The sequence below is a fragment of the Nesterenkonia sp. CL21 genome (assembly GCF_031705515.1).
Lineage (GTDB): Bacteria > Actinomycetota > Actinomycetes > Actinomycetales > Micrococcaceae > Nesterenkonia > Nesterenkonia aethiopica.
In genome coordinates this window covers 173,618-187,713 of the sequence record NZ_JAUTWR010000005.1, presented here as the reverse complement: position 1 = coordinate 187,713, position 14,096 = coordinate 173,618, and the positions used below count along the sequence as shown (strand labels likewise).

14 protein-coding genes are annotated in these 14,096 nt (G+C 69.3%); 6 read left to right on the top strand and 8 right to left on the bottom strand.

What is annotated here, in order from left to right; genetic code table 11:
* Window positions 1-11 precede the first annotated feature (11 nt).
* Together Q7C18_RS09955 and Q7C18_RS09950 are read right to left on the bottom strand one after the other, a co-directional pair.
* Entirely contained in the window at window positions 12-941 is a 930-nt protein-coding gene (locus tag Q7C18_RS09955; protein WP_311025265.1) for an NADP-dependent oxidoreductase, read from the bottom strand.
* Window positions 938-1,576 (bottom strand): DsbA family protein, encoded by a 639-nt coding sequence (locus Q7C18_RS09950; RefSeq protein ID WP_070158843.1) that lies wholly within the window; start codon window positions 1,574-1,576, stop codon window positions 938-940. Before Q7C18_RS09950 ends, Q7C18_RS09955 begins: the two co-directional genes overlap by 4 nt.
* A gap of 88 nt (window positions 1,577-1,664) precedes the next feature.
* Between Q7C18_RS09950 and soxR the strand changes: the two genes are divergently transcribed.
* Complete coding sequence (soxR, locus tag Q7C18_RS09945) at window positions 1,665-2,114, top strand: redox-sensitive transcriptional activator SoxR (RefSeq protein ID WP_070158840.1); 450 nt, start codon at window positions 1,665-1,667, stop codon at window positions 2,112-2,114.
* Window positions 2,115-2,525: 411 nt separating this feature from the next.
* Here soxR and Q7C18_RS09940 read toward each other — a convergent pair whose 3' ends face one another.
* The 3 genes from Q7C18_RS09940 to Q7C18_RS09930 form a co-directional block, all read right to left on the bottom strand.
* The gene (locus Q7C18_RS09940; RefSeq protein ID WP_311025264.1) at window positions 2,526-3,698 is read right to left on the bottom strand and encodes a low temperature requirement protein A; all 1,173 of its coding nucleotides are present in this window, start codon (window positions 3,696-3,698) and stop codon (window positions 2,526-2,528) included.
* Window positions 3,699-3,804: 106 nt separating this feature from the next.
* Complete coding sequence (locus Q7C18_RS09935) at window positions 3,805-4,134, bottom strand: nuclear transport factor 2 family protein (RefSeq protein ID WP_070158403.1); 330 nt, start codon at window positions 4,132-4,134, stop codon at window positions 3,805-3,807.
* Window positions 4,135-4,163: 29 nt separating this feature from the next.
* Window positions 4,164-4,919, bottom strand: a complete 756-nt coding sequence (locus Q7C18_RS09930; RefSeq protein ID WP_070158402.1) for an SDR family oxidoreductase — start codon at window positions 4,917-4,919, stop codon at window positions 4,164-4,166.
* Between the two features lie 64 nt (window positions 4,920-4,983).
* Between Q7C18_RS09930 and Q7C18_RS09925 the strand changes: the two genes are divergently transcribed.
* The 3 genes from Q7C18_RS09925 to Q7C18_RS09915 all read left to right on the top strand — a co-directional run bounded on the left by Q7C18_RS09925 (window position 4,984) and on the right by Q7C18_RS09915 (window position 7,208).
* Complete coding sequence (locus tag Q7C18_RS09925; protein WP_311025263.1) at window positions 4,984-5,697, top strand: TetR/AcrR family transcriptional regulator; 714 nt, start codon at window positions 4,984-4,986, stop codon at window positions 5,695-5,697.
* Window positions 5,698-5,874: 177 nt separating this feature from the next.
* Window positions 5,875-6,609: an HAD-IA family hydrolase gene (locus Q7C18_RS09920; RefSeq protein WP_311025262.1), complete on the top strand. Its 735-nt coding sequence runs from the start codon at window positions 5,875-5,877 to the stop codon at window positions 6,607-6,609.
* Window positions 6,606-7,208 carry a TetR/AcrR family transcriptional regulator gene (locus tag Q7C18_RS09915; protein WP_311025261.1) on the top strand — a complete coding sequence of 201 codons (603 nt, stop codon included), beginning with the start codon at window positions 6,606-6,608 and terminating at the stop codon, window positions 7,206-7,208. The genes Q7C18_RS09920 and Q7C18_RS09915 overlap by 4 nt, the downstream gene beginning before the upstream one ends.
* A gap of 14 nt (window positions 7,209-7,222) precedes the next feature.
* Here Q7C18_RS09915 and Q7C18_RS09910 read toward each other — a convergent pair whose 3' ends face one another.
* Window positions 7,223-8,638 (bottom strand): PLP-dependent aminotransferase family protein, encoded by a 1,416-nt coding sequence (locus Q7C18_RS09910; protein WP_311025260.1) that lies wholly within the window; start codon window positions 8,636-8,638, stop codon window positions 7,223-7,225.
* On the opposite strand from Q7C18_RS09910, the gene Q7C18_RS09905 reads away from it, so the two are divergent.
* Together Q7C18_RS09905 and Q7C18_RS09900 are read left to right on the top strand one after the other, a co-directional pair.
* Window positions 8,637-9,587, top strand: coding sequence for a DMT family transporter (locus tag Q7C18_RS09905; protein ID WP_311025259.1), 951 nt, complete (start codon window positions 8,637-8,639; stop codon window positions 9,585-9,587). The two genes, Q7C18_RS09910 and Q7C18_RS09905, sit on opposite strands and share 2 nt — an antisense overlap.
* Window positions 9,588-9,698: 111 nt before the next feature.
* On the top strand, window positions 9,699-11,687 hold the full coding sequence (locus Q7C18_RS09900; protein ID WP_311025258.1) for a penicillin-binding transpeptidase domain-containing protein: 1,989 nt from the start codon (window positions 9,699-9,701) through the stop codon (window positions 11,685-11,687).
* Between the two features lie 37 nt (window positions 11,688-11,724).
* Here the strand turns inward: Q7C18_RS09900 and Q7C18_RS09895 are convergent, their stop codons facing one another.
* Together Q7C18_RS09895 and Q7C18_RS09890 are read right to left on the bottom strand one after the other, a co-directional pair.
* Window positions 11,725-13,167, bottom strand: coding sequence for a 3-hydroxyacyl-CoA dehydrogenase NAD-binding domain-containing protein (locus Q7C18_RS09895; RefSeq protein WP_311025257.1), 1,443 nt, complete (start codon window positions 13,165-13,167; stop codon window positions 11,725-11,727).
* A gap of 2 nt (window positions 13,168-13,169) precedes the next feature.
* Complete coding sequence (locus Q7C18_RS09890) at window positions 13,170-14,078, bottom strand: 3-keto-5-aminohexanoate cleavage protein (protein ID WP_311025256.1); 909 nt, start codon at window positions 14,076-14,078, stop codon at window positions 13,170-13,172.
* Between the last annotated feature and the right edge of the window lie 18 nt (window positions 14,079-14,096).

The window sequence follows — 14,096 nt, the reverse complement described above, 5'->3', positions numbered from 1 at the left end:
GGCGCGGGCCGTCACCGTGCCTGCCCGATCTCGAGGACGACCTTGCCACGACCGTGGCCCGTCTCGACGTCTCGGTGCGCTGCGGCCACCTCGTCGAGCCCATAGGTCCGGCGCACATGGACCTCGAGCTCACCCGCGGTGACACGTCGCATGAGATCGGCCAGTCGCGCCGCGTCACGACGACTGCGCACGATCCGGCATCCGAGCTCGAGGGCCAGGGCCATGTCCACGATCGTGGCGATGCGATCACGATCCGCCACCAGGTCGACAGCCGTGCGGAGGTTCTCGTGGCCCGCGGCGTCGAAGACCACGTCCACCCGGCCGCCCAGGGCGCGGATGCGTTCGGCCTGGCCCGGCCCGTAGGTGATCGGGACGGCGCCCAAAGATCGCAGGTAGGCGTGGTTCACCTGGCTGGCTGTCCCGATCACCGTGGCCCCTGCGCGGACGGCCAGCTGCGTGAAGATGGTGCCGACCCCACCGGCGGCACCGCAGACCAGCACGACGTCATCGGCTCCGATCCTGAGGTCCTCGAACGCCGTGTGGGCCGTCTGCCCCGAGGCTGACAGGGCCCCCGCGACCTGCCATGGGACTCCGGCGGGCTTGGCCACGATCTGCGATGCGGGCACGGCGACGGACTCGGCGTAGCAGTTCAGCAGGGCGAAGCCGGCCACCTCATCACCGGCACAGACACCTTCCACCTCGGAGCCGACCTCTTCGACGACGCCGGCGAACTCATTGCCGAGGATCTGCGGAAACTCGATCTCGGCTCCCGGAGGTCTCCACCCTGCCCGGATCGCAGCATCCGTGAGCTGCACGCCGGCGGCGAGGACTCGCACCAGCACGCCGTCCGACGATGCTGAGGGGCGCGGCATCTCGCGCACTCGCAGGACCTCGGCCGGGCCGAACTCGTCGATCGCGGCGGCGCGCATCGTCCCGCTCATCGGACCGCCCCCGCCGCCGCCACGAATCGCACCAGGTCCTCGACCGGTGCGGCACCGGAGAGCCGACGTCCATCCGGCGCCATGACAGTCGGCACCGTCTCCACCGACAGCCTCTGCGCCTCAGTGAGGTCGTGAGCCACCTCCTCGGAGAAGGCACCACCGGCCAGCGCGCCGTCGATCTCCTCGGGCCTGAGCCCCCACCCAATGGCCACAGCGCGCAGGACCTCAAAGTCACCGAGCCGCTGATTGCGGGTGAAGTGCGCGGCGAAGGTCGAGTCCCAGGCCGCCTCAGCATCGATGCGATCTGTGACGGCGGCGAGTTTGAGCAGGCGGTGGACCGGACGCGAATCGAACATCAGCGCGTCGTCGACGGCGAGGGCCAGGCCTTCGCGGCGCCCTTCGGCGCGAAGGCGCCGGCTCGTGGACTCCCACTGCGCGGACGACAGTCCCCACTCGCTCATTGCGACCCGCGCCGTCGGCTGCCCCGGGCTGACCGGGCCGTCCGGCTCCAGCAGGAAGCTTCGCCGCCGTACCCGCAGAGGCTCGCCGAGGACGGAGGCGGCACGGCGCAGCCGCCGCAGTCCGATCCAGCACCACGGACACCGCACGTCTGCCCACACATCGAGGTCGATCATCGTCTCCTCCTTCGCCGAGATCACGTGCAGTACAGTCGACTACGTCAAGTCCACTTGATGTCAAGCGAGCCGATGAGGAGGGCGGAACATGCCTCAGGTCCCAGAAGACGTCGTCTGGCTGAAGCCGGGCCAGATCGCCGAGCGTGCCGGAGTCGCGGTGTCGACGCTCCACTACTACGAGTCGATGGGCCTGATCCGCAGCCGACGCACCTCCGGCAACCGGCGTGAGTACCGACGCGACACGCTGCGGGTCCTGGCCTTCATCCGCGCATCCCAACGCGTGGGCATCAGCCTCGACCGCATCAAAGGCGCGCTGGACCGACTCCCTGAGGAGGGTCTTCCCACGGCCAGAGACTGGGCACGGATCTCTCGTGAATGGAGGGACGACCTCAATGAGCGGATCGAGCACCTCACCGCTCTGCGCGACCGCTTCTCCCTCTGCATCGGCTGCGGGTGCCTCTCCTTGAAGTCCTGCCCGTACTCCAATCCCGACGACATCCTGGGTGCCGATGGCCAGGGCGCCCTCCGGTTCCCCTAGGCGTGATGTCGTGCCAGACGAATATGCCGAGCGGAGAGGCGACATCTGACGTGGCGTGCGGATGGTGCGCAGGCCGCCGAACTGCGACGGCGGCCTGATGGGACCCTCCTGCACCGGAACCGGTACCGGGACTGAGAACGGTCCTTGCCGCCGGGCCGGCGATGTCCTCCCCCTCCGCCACAACGCGCCCGACCCAGACGACGTCCACGATGTGCTCGTCGACGGGTGGGATGGTCGCACAAGACCCGACGCGACGTCCGGAGGCGGGAGATGAACCGCTGGAGTCCCGGTCGGCACTATCGCTGAGCCCTGATAGTCCGGGACTTGCGGAGAAGACTGGCCCGCCGGTGACTCTGCTTCGAAGCCGCCGCCCACAACGGGAGGCGAGATCAAACTCCAGGCAACCGTGCGTCAGGCCTGCGCGCTTCGGCGGTGCGTTGGCGGCTTCGACGTCGTGTGCGCGGTGTGGGCGGCAAGAGCAGCCGTCACGGCAAGTACGGCGACGCTCAGCACGATCACCGGCAGGTGGTCCATGAGCAGCATCGCGGCGATCGCGATCACCACCAGCACAGCGGCTGCGATGAACCGGGACCGTGCGAGGCGTCCGAAGCGGGACCGGAGGAACAGCAGGTTCCCCATCAGGTAGACGAGCGGACCTGCTGCTGTCACGAGAACTATGGCGGGCGTGAGGTGGTTGTGGGAGAGCCGCAGTTCGATCGACACGGCGACAAGGATCGCACCCAGGACCATGAAGGCATGCGCGTATGCGTAAGCCGATCTGAGAGCCCCGGTGGACGAGTTCCCACCGTGGGTGTCAGGGCCGGCAAGGGCGAAGTAGTTCCACCAGAGCACGAACAGGGAGGCAAAGCCGACGATCAGACTCAGAGCGAGCGACAGAGTGAGCTGGCCGTGGGAGACGATGGTGCCACCCATGAGCAGGATGGACTCGCCGAGGGCGATGATGAAGACGAGACGGTTGCGCTCGGCCAGGTGCTCGGCGTCCGTATCCCACTGGTGCATGGGGGCTGCGCCGATGCCGGGTATCCGGTATTGAGCCAACGGGGCCGCGTAGTCGACGAGCACCGCGATCAGCCAGAGACCCAACCGCCACTCGAGGGGCAGTGCTGCGCCGAGGACCCAGAAGATGCCGGCCAACAGGGTCCACAGCAGCAGCATGCGGTAGTTGGCTGCGAGCTGGTGGCCGCGGTAGGTGATCATCATGAAGGCCGGACGAAGGATGCCCATGAAAAGGTAGCACCCGACGAACAGCCAGGCTCCGCCGTCGAAGGCACTGGGGATCGCAATCGACATGCCCAGTGCGGCAAGCATGAGCACCCCAGAGAGAAGCTGCACCGGGGTACGGCTCGGATCCAGCCAGTTCATCGCCCAGGCGGTGTAGTTCCAGCCCCACCACACCGCCGCGAACACCACGATGGTCTGTGCGGCACCCTCCCAGGAGAGATGCTCGATGAGCAAGTGCGAGAGCTGGATGATGGCGAAGACGTAGACCAGGTCGAAGAACAGCTCTATTGGGCCCACCTCGGACCGACGGTGGCCGGTGCGGGCGAACGGGACGGCAGTCATTGGTGGCGAACCTCGCATGCTCGTGTCGTGCGTGAGTATCGAATGCGGCAGCACTGAGCGGGCGCCCATCTGGCTGGACGCCCGCTCGAGTGACCAGTGCCGACCTTCACCCTTCGCGGATCGTCATCTTCACGATCTTGTCGCCGTCGATGGCGAAGACGAACTTCGACCGGCCATTGGCATGGTTGGAGCGCCAATCGCCGATGACGGTGATGGTGTCGTCCGCGACGTCGACCTCCTCGACCTCAAGTGTCCCGCGCGAACCGATGAACTCCGTGTCGCTCCACGATTTGATCTGGTCTCGCCCGGTGAAGTCACGGCCCCAGTCGTCGACGGACCCCTGCGCGGTGAAGGCATCGAGGAAAGCTTGCTCGTCGTGGTCGTTGACCGCTGTGATGAACGAGGCGACTGGTTCGGGGATGGTGGGTTCTGCCATGGGGTGTTCCTCATTTCGTAGGGTCGAGCTCAGCGGGTGGTGTAACCGCCGTTGGCGAAGATCGTCTGACCGGTGATCCACCACCCCTCGGAGGCGAGGAAGCGGACGATCGGCGCGATGTCGTCGATCTCAGTCAACTGGTTGCCCATGCCCTGGGACTTGTGGAATTCGACCCGTTCCGGGGTCTCCTGGCCATAGAAGAACGGCGTGTCCATGGGGCCGGGGGCGATAGCAGTGACGGAGATGCCCCGATCGGCGAATTCCTTGGCCGCGGCTCGGGTGAAGTGCTCGACCGGAGCCTTGCCTCCGGCGTAGGTGGAGTAGCCGTCGGTGAATGCCGCCAGCAGAGCGGTGACGATGGTGATGATCTTGCCACCGTCGGCGAGGTTCTTGCCGGCCTCCTGGATGAAGAAGTAGGCAGCCTTGGAGTTGATGTCGAACATCGAGTCGTACTCGTCCTCAGTCGTCTCCACGATCGGCTTGCGCAGCACCTTGCCAGCTGTGTTGACCGCGATGTCCATCTTCCCCAGGGCCGCCTCCGCGTCAGCGAACAGGCGGGTCACATTCGCGGGGACAGTGAGATCTCCCTGAAAGGTCGCCCCCTTGCCTCCAGCAGCTTCGACCGCGGCGAGTGTCCGCTCGGCGTCGGCACGGCTGGAGTCGGAGTTGTAATGGATCGCGACGTTCGCTCCCGCCTCGGCCGCCTGGCGAGCGATTAACCCACCGAGGTTCTTCGCGCCGCCCGCGATGAGAACGTTCTTGTCCTTGAGTGTGTGCTCGGTCATGAGATCCCCTGTATATCGACTGTATGCGCCAATGTTATTGCGATACATGCGGTAACATAGCATCATGACAGCGACACCGACAAGCGATACACGTCAGCGGATGATTGCGGCCGCAGCCGACCTCATCGCCGCCTCCCCTGGGGAGGAGTTCTCGCTGCGCGCGGTGTGCGATGCGGTCGGAGTCAAGATGCCGACCCTGTATCACTTCTTCGGCTCCAAGCAGGGACTGATGGACGCGGTCATCGAACGCGGATTCGACCTCTACCTGGACGAGAAGTCTTCGATGGAGTCATCCGGCGACCCCATCCAGGACATCCGCGCCGGATGGGATGCACACGTCGCCTTCGGCCTGGCCAACCCCGGGTTCTATACGCTCATGTATGGGAAGGTCCGCCCTGGGCACTCCCCCGAAGCCCAGTCACGTCCCAGCGAGATCCTGCGCGCACTCACGGCGCGGGCCGCCGAACAGGGCAGGCTCGCAGTACCCTCCGAGCAGGCCGCCGCGCATATCCTCGTCACCAACATCGGCGTCACGCTTCGCCAGATCATCCTGGCTGCACCGGACCCAGCACTCTCTCGAGCCGTCCGCGAAGGCGCCATCTCAGCGATCACCGGCAAAGGCTCGCGAACCGACGACCCGCTCACCTGCGCCATCGAGCATGCCGCCGCCCACCCGGACGTCCTTGGCAGGGCAGAGACTCAACTCCTCATCGAGTGGCTACGCAGACTGAACGACGCACGGCAGGTTGAGGCTGCGACCCCTCATCGGCTGGATTGAACACGCTCACAGTTCAGCCGGCCTCTGCCATGTCGCTGGCATTTTCACTGACAGACAGGGCAACAGCACGTAGGTCGCGCCCTCAGTCCTTCATCAGGCCGACCCCGGCCCGCCGCGTGGCACACTCGTGACGGAACGAGGTAGACAGATCTGCCTACTACAGGCTGAGGAGACGCGATGAAGGACCTGACCGACTACTCCGTCCTCACGTTCGACTGCTACGGCACGCTGATCGACTGGGAGGCGGGCCTCTCCGCCGTGCTGACCGACTGGGCGCGCGAACACACCCTCGAGAGGAGCCCCGAAGACCTCCTGCAGGCCTACTCGGCCCAGGAGGCGGCCGTGATGCGCGAGCATCCCACCTGGCTCTACCCGGAGATCCTCGCCGAGGCGTTCCGCCGCACCGGCGAGGACCTCGGCGTCACCGTCAGCGACCAGTGGGCGCGACGACTCGGCACGTCCGTGCCCCAGTGGCCAGCCTTCCCTGACTCCGCCGAGGCGCTCGCCGCCCTGGGCCGCCGGTACGACCTGGTCATCCTGTCCAACGTCCACCGGGCCGGCTTCACCGGGAGCAACACGCACCTGCGCGCCGACTTCGCCACCGTCATCACTGCTGAGGACGTGGGCGCCTACAAACCTGCCGCCCCACATTTCGAGGCCCTGGACTCCTGGTTGGCGGAACGAGGCACTCCCCGCTCAGACGTGCTCCACGTGGCCCAGAGCCTGTTCCACGACCACGTGCCGGCCCGTCGGCACGCGCTGGACTCGGTGTGGATCAACCGCCGTCACGCGCAGCCTGGCTGGGGCGCGACCCCGGAGCCTGCCGAACCATGGAGCTATGACGCCGAGTTCCGCTCCATGCAGGAGTTCGCCGATGCCGTCGAGGCCGCGTTCGACGGCGGCGCGTCATGACCGGCGCCGAGCCGTCCGCAGCGCGACGGGGCTCCGCCCGGGTCCGCCTCCTGGAGGCCGCCGCCGGGCTGTTCTACGCCGAGGGCATCGCGGCGACCGGCATCGACACAGTCATCGCGGAAGCAGGCGTGGCCAAGATGAGCCTGTACAACAACTTCTCCTCCAAGGAGGAGCTCGTGCTGGCGTACCTCGAGAGTCGGCACCAGGAGTGGATGGAGCTGTACCGGCACCGCGCCCAGGGCGCCGTAAGTCCGGAGGACGGCGTGCTCGCCGTCTTCGACGCCTACCTGGACCATGCGGAGGCGGCCTACGTCCACGCGTTCCGTGGATGCGGACTCCTCAACGCCGCAGCGGAGCTGCCTGCCGGGGCACGCGGGCGGGAGGCCGTACGCCGCCACAAGGAGGAGGTGGAGGAGGTCCTCGCCGCACATCTCGAGCGCCTCGCCCCTCGCCCCCTCGCGCAGGAGACCGCCGAGCAGCTCTCCTTCCTCCTGGAAGGGGCCATGAGCCGAGCGGGCCTCGACGGCGGCCCGGACCGCCTGCGGCGCGCACGCCGGATGGCCGAGCGGATCCTGGCAGGCCTCGGGCGTGAGCCCTGAGGTCAGCCCTGAGGTCAGCCCTGATCCTCGAGGCACTCCCGCAGCGCCTCCCCCATGAGCCGGCCGGCCTCGTCGAACTCCTCCGTCCGAGGCCCGCAGTAGCTGATCCGCACATGGCTGGCAGGGGCCTCGGCGGGGAACCATTCGTCCCCGCCGGCGACGACGACGCCCTTCTCCTCACAGCGGCGCACGAAGGCTCCCGCCTCCGGCAGCCCGGGCAGGTGCAGCCACAGGTGCAGCCCGCCGCGCGGGATGTGCTCCAGCTGTGCGTCCGGCAGGTGCTGGTGGACCGCGCGCACCAGCAGGTCCCGACGGCGGCCCAGCTCCTCCCGCAGCCCGCGCCGGTGGGTGCTCCATCCCGGCTGGGTGACCACATCCAGCGCCACCGACTGGAGCACCGCACTGACGTACAGGGACTCCGCCTGGCAAGCGCGCAGAATCCGCTCGCGCGCCGGGCCGTGGGCGACGACGGCGGCCACGCGCACCGAGGGTGAGACGCTCTTGGTCAGCGAGCGCAGATGGACCACATGGCCGTCCGGATCCTGGGCGGCCAGCGGCGCGACGGCGCCGTCGATCCCGAAGTCGTGGGCGTAGTCGTCCTCGATGAGGAAGGCTCCCTGACCCCGGACCACGTCGAGGATCTCGCGCCCCCTGGCGGGGCTCCACTGAGCTCCGGTGGGGTTGGCGAAGGTCGGCTGGGCGTAGAAGGTCCGGGCCCCGGAGCGGATGAGCGCCTGGCGCACCTGCTCGGGATCGGGGCCGTGCGGCCCGGTGGGCACGGGAATGATGCGCGCACCGATGTGCCGAGCGGCGAGGATGGCACCCCAGTAGGTGGGCGACTCCATCACCACCGGCTGATCCCGACCGATGAGGGCCCGGAACACGGCGACCAGTCCGCTCTGGCTCCCTGGAACGATGAGCACATCACGCGCCGAGACTCCGGATCCCCCGGCCTCTGCCGCCATCAGCTCCTGGGCGAACCAGGCCTGGAGCTCCGGGAGCCCGGCGGCCGGCGGCCGCTGCAGCGACGAGTCGGTGCGGCCCGCCCGGGACCAGGCCGACTGCAGCAGCCGACGCGGCAGCAGCCCCGGCTCGGGATACCCGACGTGCAGGGGGATCGCCTCGGGCGAGGCTGACCGCAGCGTGGCCGGTGCGGCGGCGGCCACGGGGTCGCTCAGACTCAGGGCTACGGTCTGCCACCGATGGTCGCGGCTCGCCGCTGGCCGTCGGGGACGGACGAAGGTGCCCACCCCGGGACGGCTCTCCACGAGCCCGAGGCCGACCAGCCGCCGTACCGCCGTCTGCACGGTGACGGGACTGACCTGCAGCTCGGAGACCAGCCGACGGCTGCTGGGCAGGCGCGCTCCCACCGGGGCCTGCTCGATCCATCGGCGCAGATGCTGCTCCACTCGACTGCTACTATCAGTCATGAGACCTCATGATACCGCTATTGCCAATGGCCCGACTGCGCTACTGGTCCGGCGAGCGGGGTTGTGGTGGGGACTGCTCGGCGTCGCCGCCTTCTCACTGACCGTCCCGTTCACCCGAATCGCCGTCACGGAGACCGGCGCAGAGACAGGCGCCGGGGCGGGCGCGCTGGACCCGCTGTTCGTCGGCGCCGGACGCGCCGTCGTCGCGGGCCTCCTGGCGGCGCTGGCCCTGCTGCTCGCCCGCCCGCGGGCGCCGAGGGGCCGACAGTGGTGGCGCCTGTCCGTGGTGGGCCTCGGCGTCGTGCTGGGCTTCCCCGTGCTGACCTCGATGGCCCTGACGGCGACGACGGCGAACCACGGCGCGATCGTCATCGCCGTGCTGCCGGCGGCCACCGCCGTGGTCGTCGTGCTGCGCACCGGCGAGCGACCGGGCCCGCTGTTCTGGCTCGCCACGACGGCGGGCGCGGCGGCCGCCGTAGTCTTCGCCCTGACCCACAGCGGGCTGGGACCGCTGCACTGGTCGGACGTGCTGCTCTTCGGCGCCGTGGTGACCGCGGCCTTCGGCTACGCGGAGGGCGGGCTGCTGGCCCGGGAGCTGGGCTCCTGGCAGACGATCTCCTGGGCGCTCGTGCTCGCCCTGCCGGCGACGGCGCTGCTCACCACCGTCAGCCTCGGCGGCCAGGCTCCTCAGGCCTCCCCGATCCAGTGGGCGAGCTTCGGCTACCTCGCGGTGGTGAGCATGTTCCTGGGCTTCTTCGCCTGGTACCGGGGGCTGGCTCTCGGCCCGATGGCGCAGGTCAGCCAGATCCAGCTCACCCAACCGGTGATGACGCTGGCCTGGGCGGCGCTGCTGCTCGGCGAGACGATCACGCCCGCCACCGTCATCGGCGGCGCAGCCGTGGTGGCCTGCGCGGCGACGGCCGTGCGGGTGCGGCTCCGGGTGCGGTGAGTCTCGCCGCGCGGTGGATGCCATACGCCCCGGCGCCGTCGCTCCGGAGGGGGACGCCCCGAGCAGGACATATGCCGCCGTCGTGTCACCGCCTGCGGGCATACTGGGTCCATGTCACTCACCTCGCACCCCCGACGCTTCCTCGGCCTGAGCGTGGTGGCCGCCGGAACCCTGGCGCTGCTCACCGGCTGCGGAGACGAGACGACCGGCCCCGAATCCCAGGCTGAGGCCCTGGCCGCCGCCCTGCAGAGCGGGGACTTCACCGAGGTGGCCGTGCGCACCGAGGCCGGGGCCCAGGAGCTCGCCGACGCCGTGGCCACCCTCCATGACCCCTTCGGCGAGCTGAGCCCGGAGGTCAGCGTCTCAGAGATCACCGTCGACGAGCCTCACGAGGACTCGCCCCGGCCGGCCACCGCGGTCGTCGAACTGAACCATTCCTGGGACCTCGACGAGATCGGCGTCGAGGACCAGACCTGGAGCTATGACACCCAGGCCGAGCTGACCTACAGCGCTGAAGCGGACCAGTGGCGTCTGGAGCCCGACACCGAGGTGGTGCTGCCCGACTTCACCGGCCAGGAGGGCATCGGGATCTCCACCGTGCCCGCCGAACGGGGCCGCATCATGGACGACGACGGCCGAGCCATGGTCTACAACCGGGACGTGGTGCGCATCGGCATCGACAAGTCCCAGCTCGCCGAAGGAGACGACGCCGCCGATGAGGACACCCAGCGGGAGGCCGCCGAGGAGCTGGCCGAGGTGCTCGGCATCGACGCCGAGAGCTACGCTGACCGGGTGGTGGCCTACGGGGACCAGGCCTTCGTGGAGGCGATCGTCCACCGCCGGGACTCCGACGAGGTCACCGCCGCGGACCTCGAGGGCATCCCCGGCGTGACCATCGTGGACGATCAGCTGCCGCTGGCGGAGTCCCGCGACTTCGCACCCCTGCTGCTGGGCCGGGTGGGGCCGGTCACCGCCGAGCACCTGGAGGAGGACCCCAGCCTCAGCGCCGGCGACCAGATCGGCACCTCGGGCCTGCAGGCCGCCTTCGAGGACACGCTGCGCGGATCGCCGGGCATGCGGATCCACAGGGACGGTGAGACGCTGTTCTCCACGGACCCGGTCAACGGTGAGGACCTGGACACCACGCTCGTCCCACGCCTGCAGAACCTCGCCCAGAACATCGTCGACGGCGTGGACGAGGACGTGACCGCCTCGATGGTCGCCCTGCGCCCCTCCGACGGCGGCATCCTCGCCGCGGCCAGCCACGACCCGGAGGACTCCTGGGTCTCCACCGCCACGCAGTCCACCTATGCGCCCGGCTCCAGCTTCAAGGTGGTCTCCTCACTGGCGATGCTGCGTGACGGCCTCTCCCCCGACTCCACCGTGCAGTGCCCAGCCTCCGCACGAGTGCACGGTCAGGTGTTCCGCAACTACGTCGGGTTCCCCACCGAATACACCGGCTCGGTGGAGTTCACCGAGGCCGTGGCGACCTCCTGCAACACGCTGTTCGTCAACGCCTGGGACGAGGTCACCTCCGCCGAGCTGCAGCAGGCCGCCTATGACCTCGGCCTGGACGACGAGTCGCAGCACATCGGCCTGGCCAGCAGCTTCGGCACTGTGCCGGACGACTCCGAGCTGAACCTGCATGCGGCCAACCTCTTCGGCCAGGGGGTCGTGGAGGCCTCCTCCCTGGGGATGGCCACCGTGGCCGCCTCAGTGGCCGCCGGCGAGACGGTGCACCCGCACCTGGTGAAGCCGGCGGACTCCGAGGAGGCCGGCGAAGAGAACGACGAGGGCGCTTCGGACGCCGAATCCGGGCTGACCGAGGAGGAGGCCGAGGACCTGCGGGAACTGATGCACGGCACGGTCGAGTTCGGCACGCTGGACGGACTGATCGACGTGCCCGGGGAGCACGTCTACGCCAAGACCGGCACCGCTCAGGCCGGGGCCGGAGACGACATGTACGCCCACACCTGGGTCATCGCCTTCCAGGGTGACCTGGCGGTGGCGATCTTCGTGGACGAGGGCGAGTACGGCTCCTCCACCAACGGGCCGCTGCTGCAGGAGTTCCTCACCGGCGCTGCCGAGATCCTGGACTGAGGGCGAGGATCGCCCTCAGCCGGTCGCATGCGCCGCCTCAGCCCACCCGGCGGCCGCACCACCCCGGGGGCTCCTCGGCGTGGACCCGGATGGCGGCGGACACGTCCTCGGGGAAGCCCACGGTGCCACCGGCGGCCTGGTCCACGTGGAGTCCGAGGATCTCTTCGGTGGCCACCAGCTCTGCGCCGGAGTGCATCTCATGGGCCAGGTGGAGCTTCTTGGGGCCCTCCCCGAACACCCGGGTGCGCACCGTCAGGGGCGCCCCCAAGCCGACCTCGCGCAGGTACCGCACATGGGCCTCCACGGTGTAGAGCGAGCAGCCGCTCGCCTCCCGGTAGGCGGGCCCCATGCCGAGGTGTTCCATCGCCTGGTCGGTGGCGTACCCGAAGACCAGCACGTAGAAGGCCTCGGACATATGCCCGTTGTAGTCGATCCACTCGGCGGCCACTTGGGTCTCATAGACCGGCAGTGCTGTGTCCGTCATGATGCCCCCCTGCCCTGCGTCACCCGGCGACTGAGCGTCACCCAGCGGCTGGGCGCCACCGAGCAGACGACGGATGGCGATGATGCCGGCGTCGCGCTCGGCCACCAGCTCCGCGACGCTGCGGCCTGCACTGGCCTCGTCACATCCCGCCACCACGCCGGCGCGCAGCTGCTCCGTCAGCTCAGGTGCCTCCAGCCGTGTCCACGGGGACTTCAACGAGGGGCCGAAGTGGTCGAGCATATGCGCCATGCCGCCCTCCCCTCCGGCGAGATGGAAGGTCAGCATGGGCCCGTGCATCGGCCAGCGCAGGCCCGGACCGTCCTTGATGGACCGGTCGATCTGCTCCACGGTGGCCTCCCCGTTGTCCACCATGTGCAGGGCCTCCCGCCACAGGGCCTCCTGCAGCCGATTGGCGATGAACCCCGGCACCTCACGCTCCATCCGGATCACCGACTTGCCCAGTGCGGTGTAGAACGCTGCGGCCCAGTCCACCACCTCAGGCGCGGTACGCTCACCGCCGACCACCTCCACCAGGGGGATCAGATAGGGCGGATTGAACGGGTGGCCGACCACGAATCGCTCCGGACGGGCCACCTCGGCGGCCATCTCCGTCATGCCGAAGCCGGAGGTGGAGGAACCCACGACGACGTCCGGTGCGGTCACGGCATCCAGGTCCGCCAGCAGCCGACGCTTCAGCGCCAGATCCTCCGGGGCGGACTCCTGGACGAAGCCGACGCCGTCGACCGCCTCGGCCAGATCGGTGTGCACGCTCCACGCGCGCCGGTCCGCGCCGTCGAGCATGTCCAGCTGCTCCAGCGCCGGCCAGGCCGCGTCGATGAGCCGCCCCAGACGCTCCTCCGCGTCCGGGGCGGGGTCCCAGATCCTCACCCGATGGCCACGGGCCAGGAAGTAGGCGGCCCACCCGCCGCCGATGGTGCCGGCTCCCACACAGGCGATGGTGCCGACGTCGTCGATGCTGCGCAGCGCCGCGCCCATGCTCAGGCCCCCTTCTCAGCGGAGGGGACCTGGACCGTCAGGTCCAGGATCTCGCGCGCCTCGTCCGGTGTGGCGACCCGCTCACCGAGGGACTCCACGATCCCCACTGCCCGCTCGGTGAGCTGGGCGTTGGTGGCCTTGACCCCCTTGGACAGGTACAGGTTGTCCTCCAGCCCGACGCGGACGTGACCGCCGGCCAGCACGGAACGCGCCGCCCAGGGCAGCTGGTTCCGGCCCAGCGCGAAGGAGGTGAACTCCGCACCCTCGGGGAGCATGCTCACCATGGCGGCCAGCAGACCCGGGTCGGCCGGGGCCCCATAGGGGATCCCCATGCACAGCTGGTACAGGGGCGGCGGGTCGATCAGCCCCTCCTCCACCAGGACGTTGGCGAACCACAGGTTGCCGGTGTCGAAGATCTCCATCTCCGGCTTCACACCGAGCTGCCGGATCGTCGCGGCGCCCTCGCGGAGCATGTCCGGGGTGGAGACGTAGAGGCTGCTGCCCTCGCCGAAGTTCAGCGAGCCGCAGTCGATGGTGCAGATCTCCGGCAGCAGCTCCTCCACATGGGGGAGCCGGGCGACCGCGTTGACCAGGTCGGTGCCGTCGAGCTGGGCGGTGGGCCGCTGCGGGTCGATGACCAGGTCTCCACCCATCCCGGCGGTGAGGTTGAGGACGGGGTCGACGTCGGACTCCCGGACGATCCGCACCACCTCGCGGTAGTGGGCCACCTCGCGGGAGCCCTGCGTGGTCTCGGGGTCCCGGACGTGGATGTGGACGATCGAAGCTCCGGCTCGGGCGGCGGCGATCGCATCGGCGGCGATCTCCTCCGGGGTGACCGGGACGTGCTCGCTGCGGCCGGCGGTGTCGCCGGCGCCGGTGAGCGCACAGGTGACGATGACGGGACGGGGCATGGGAGGGGTTCCTCTCGT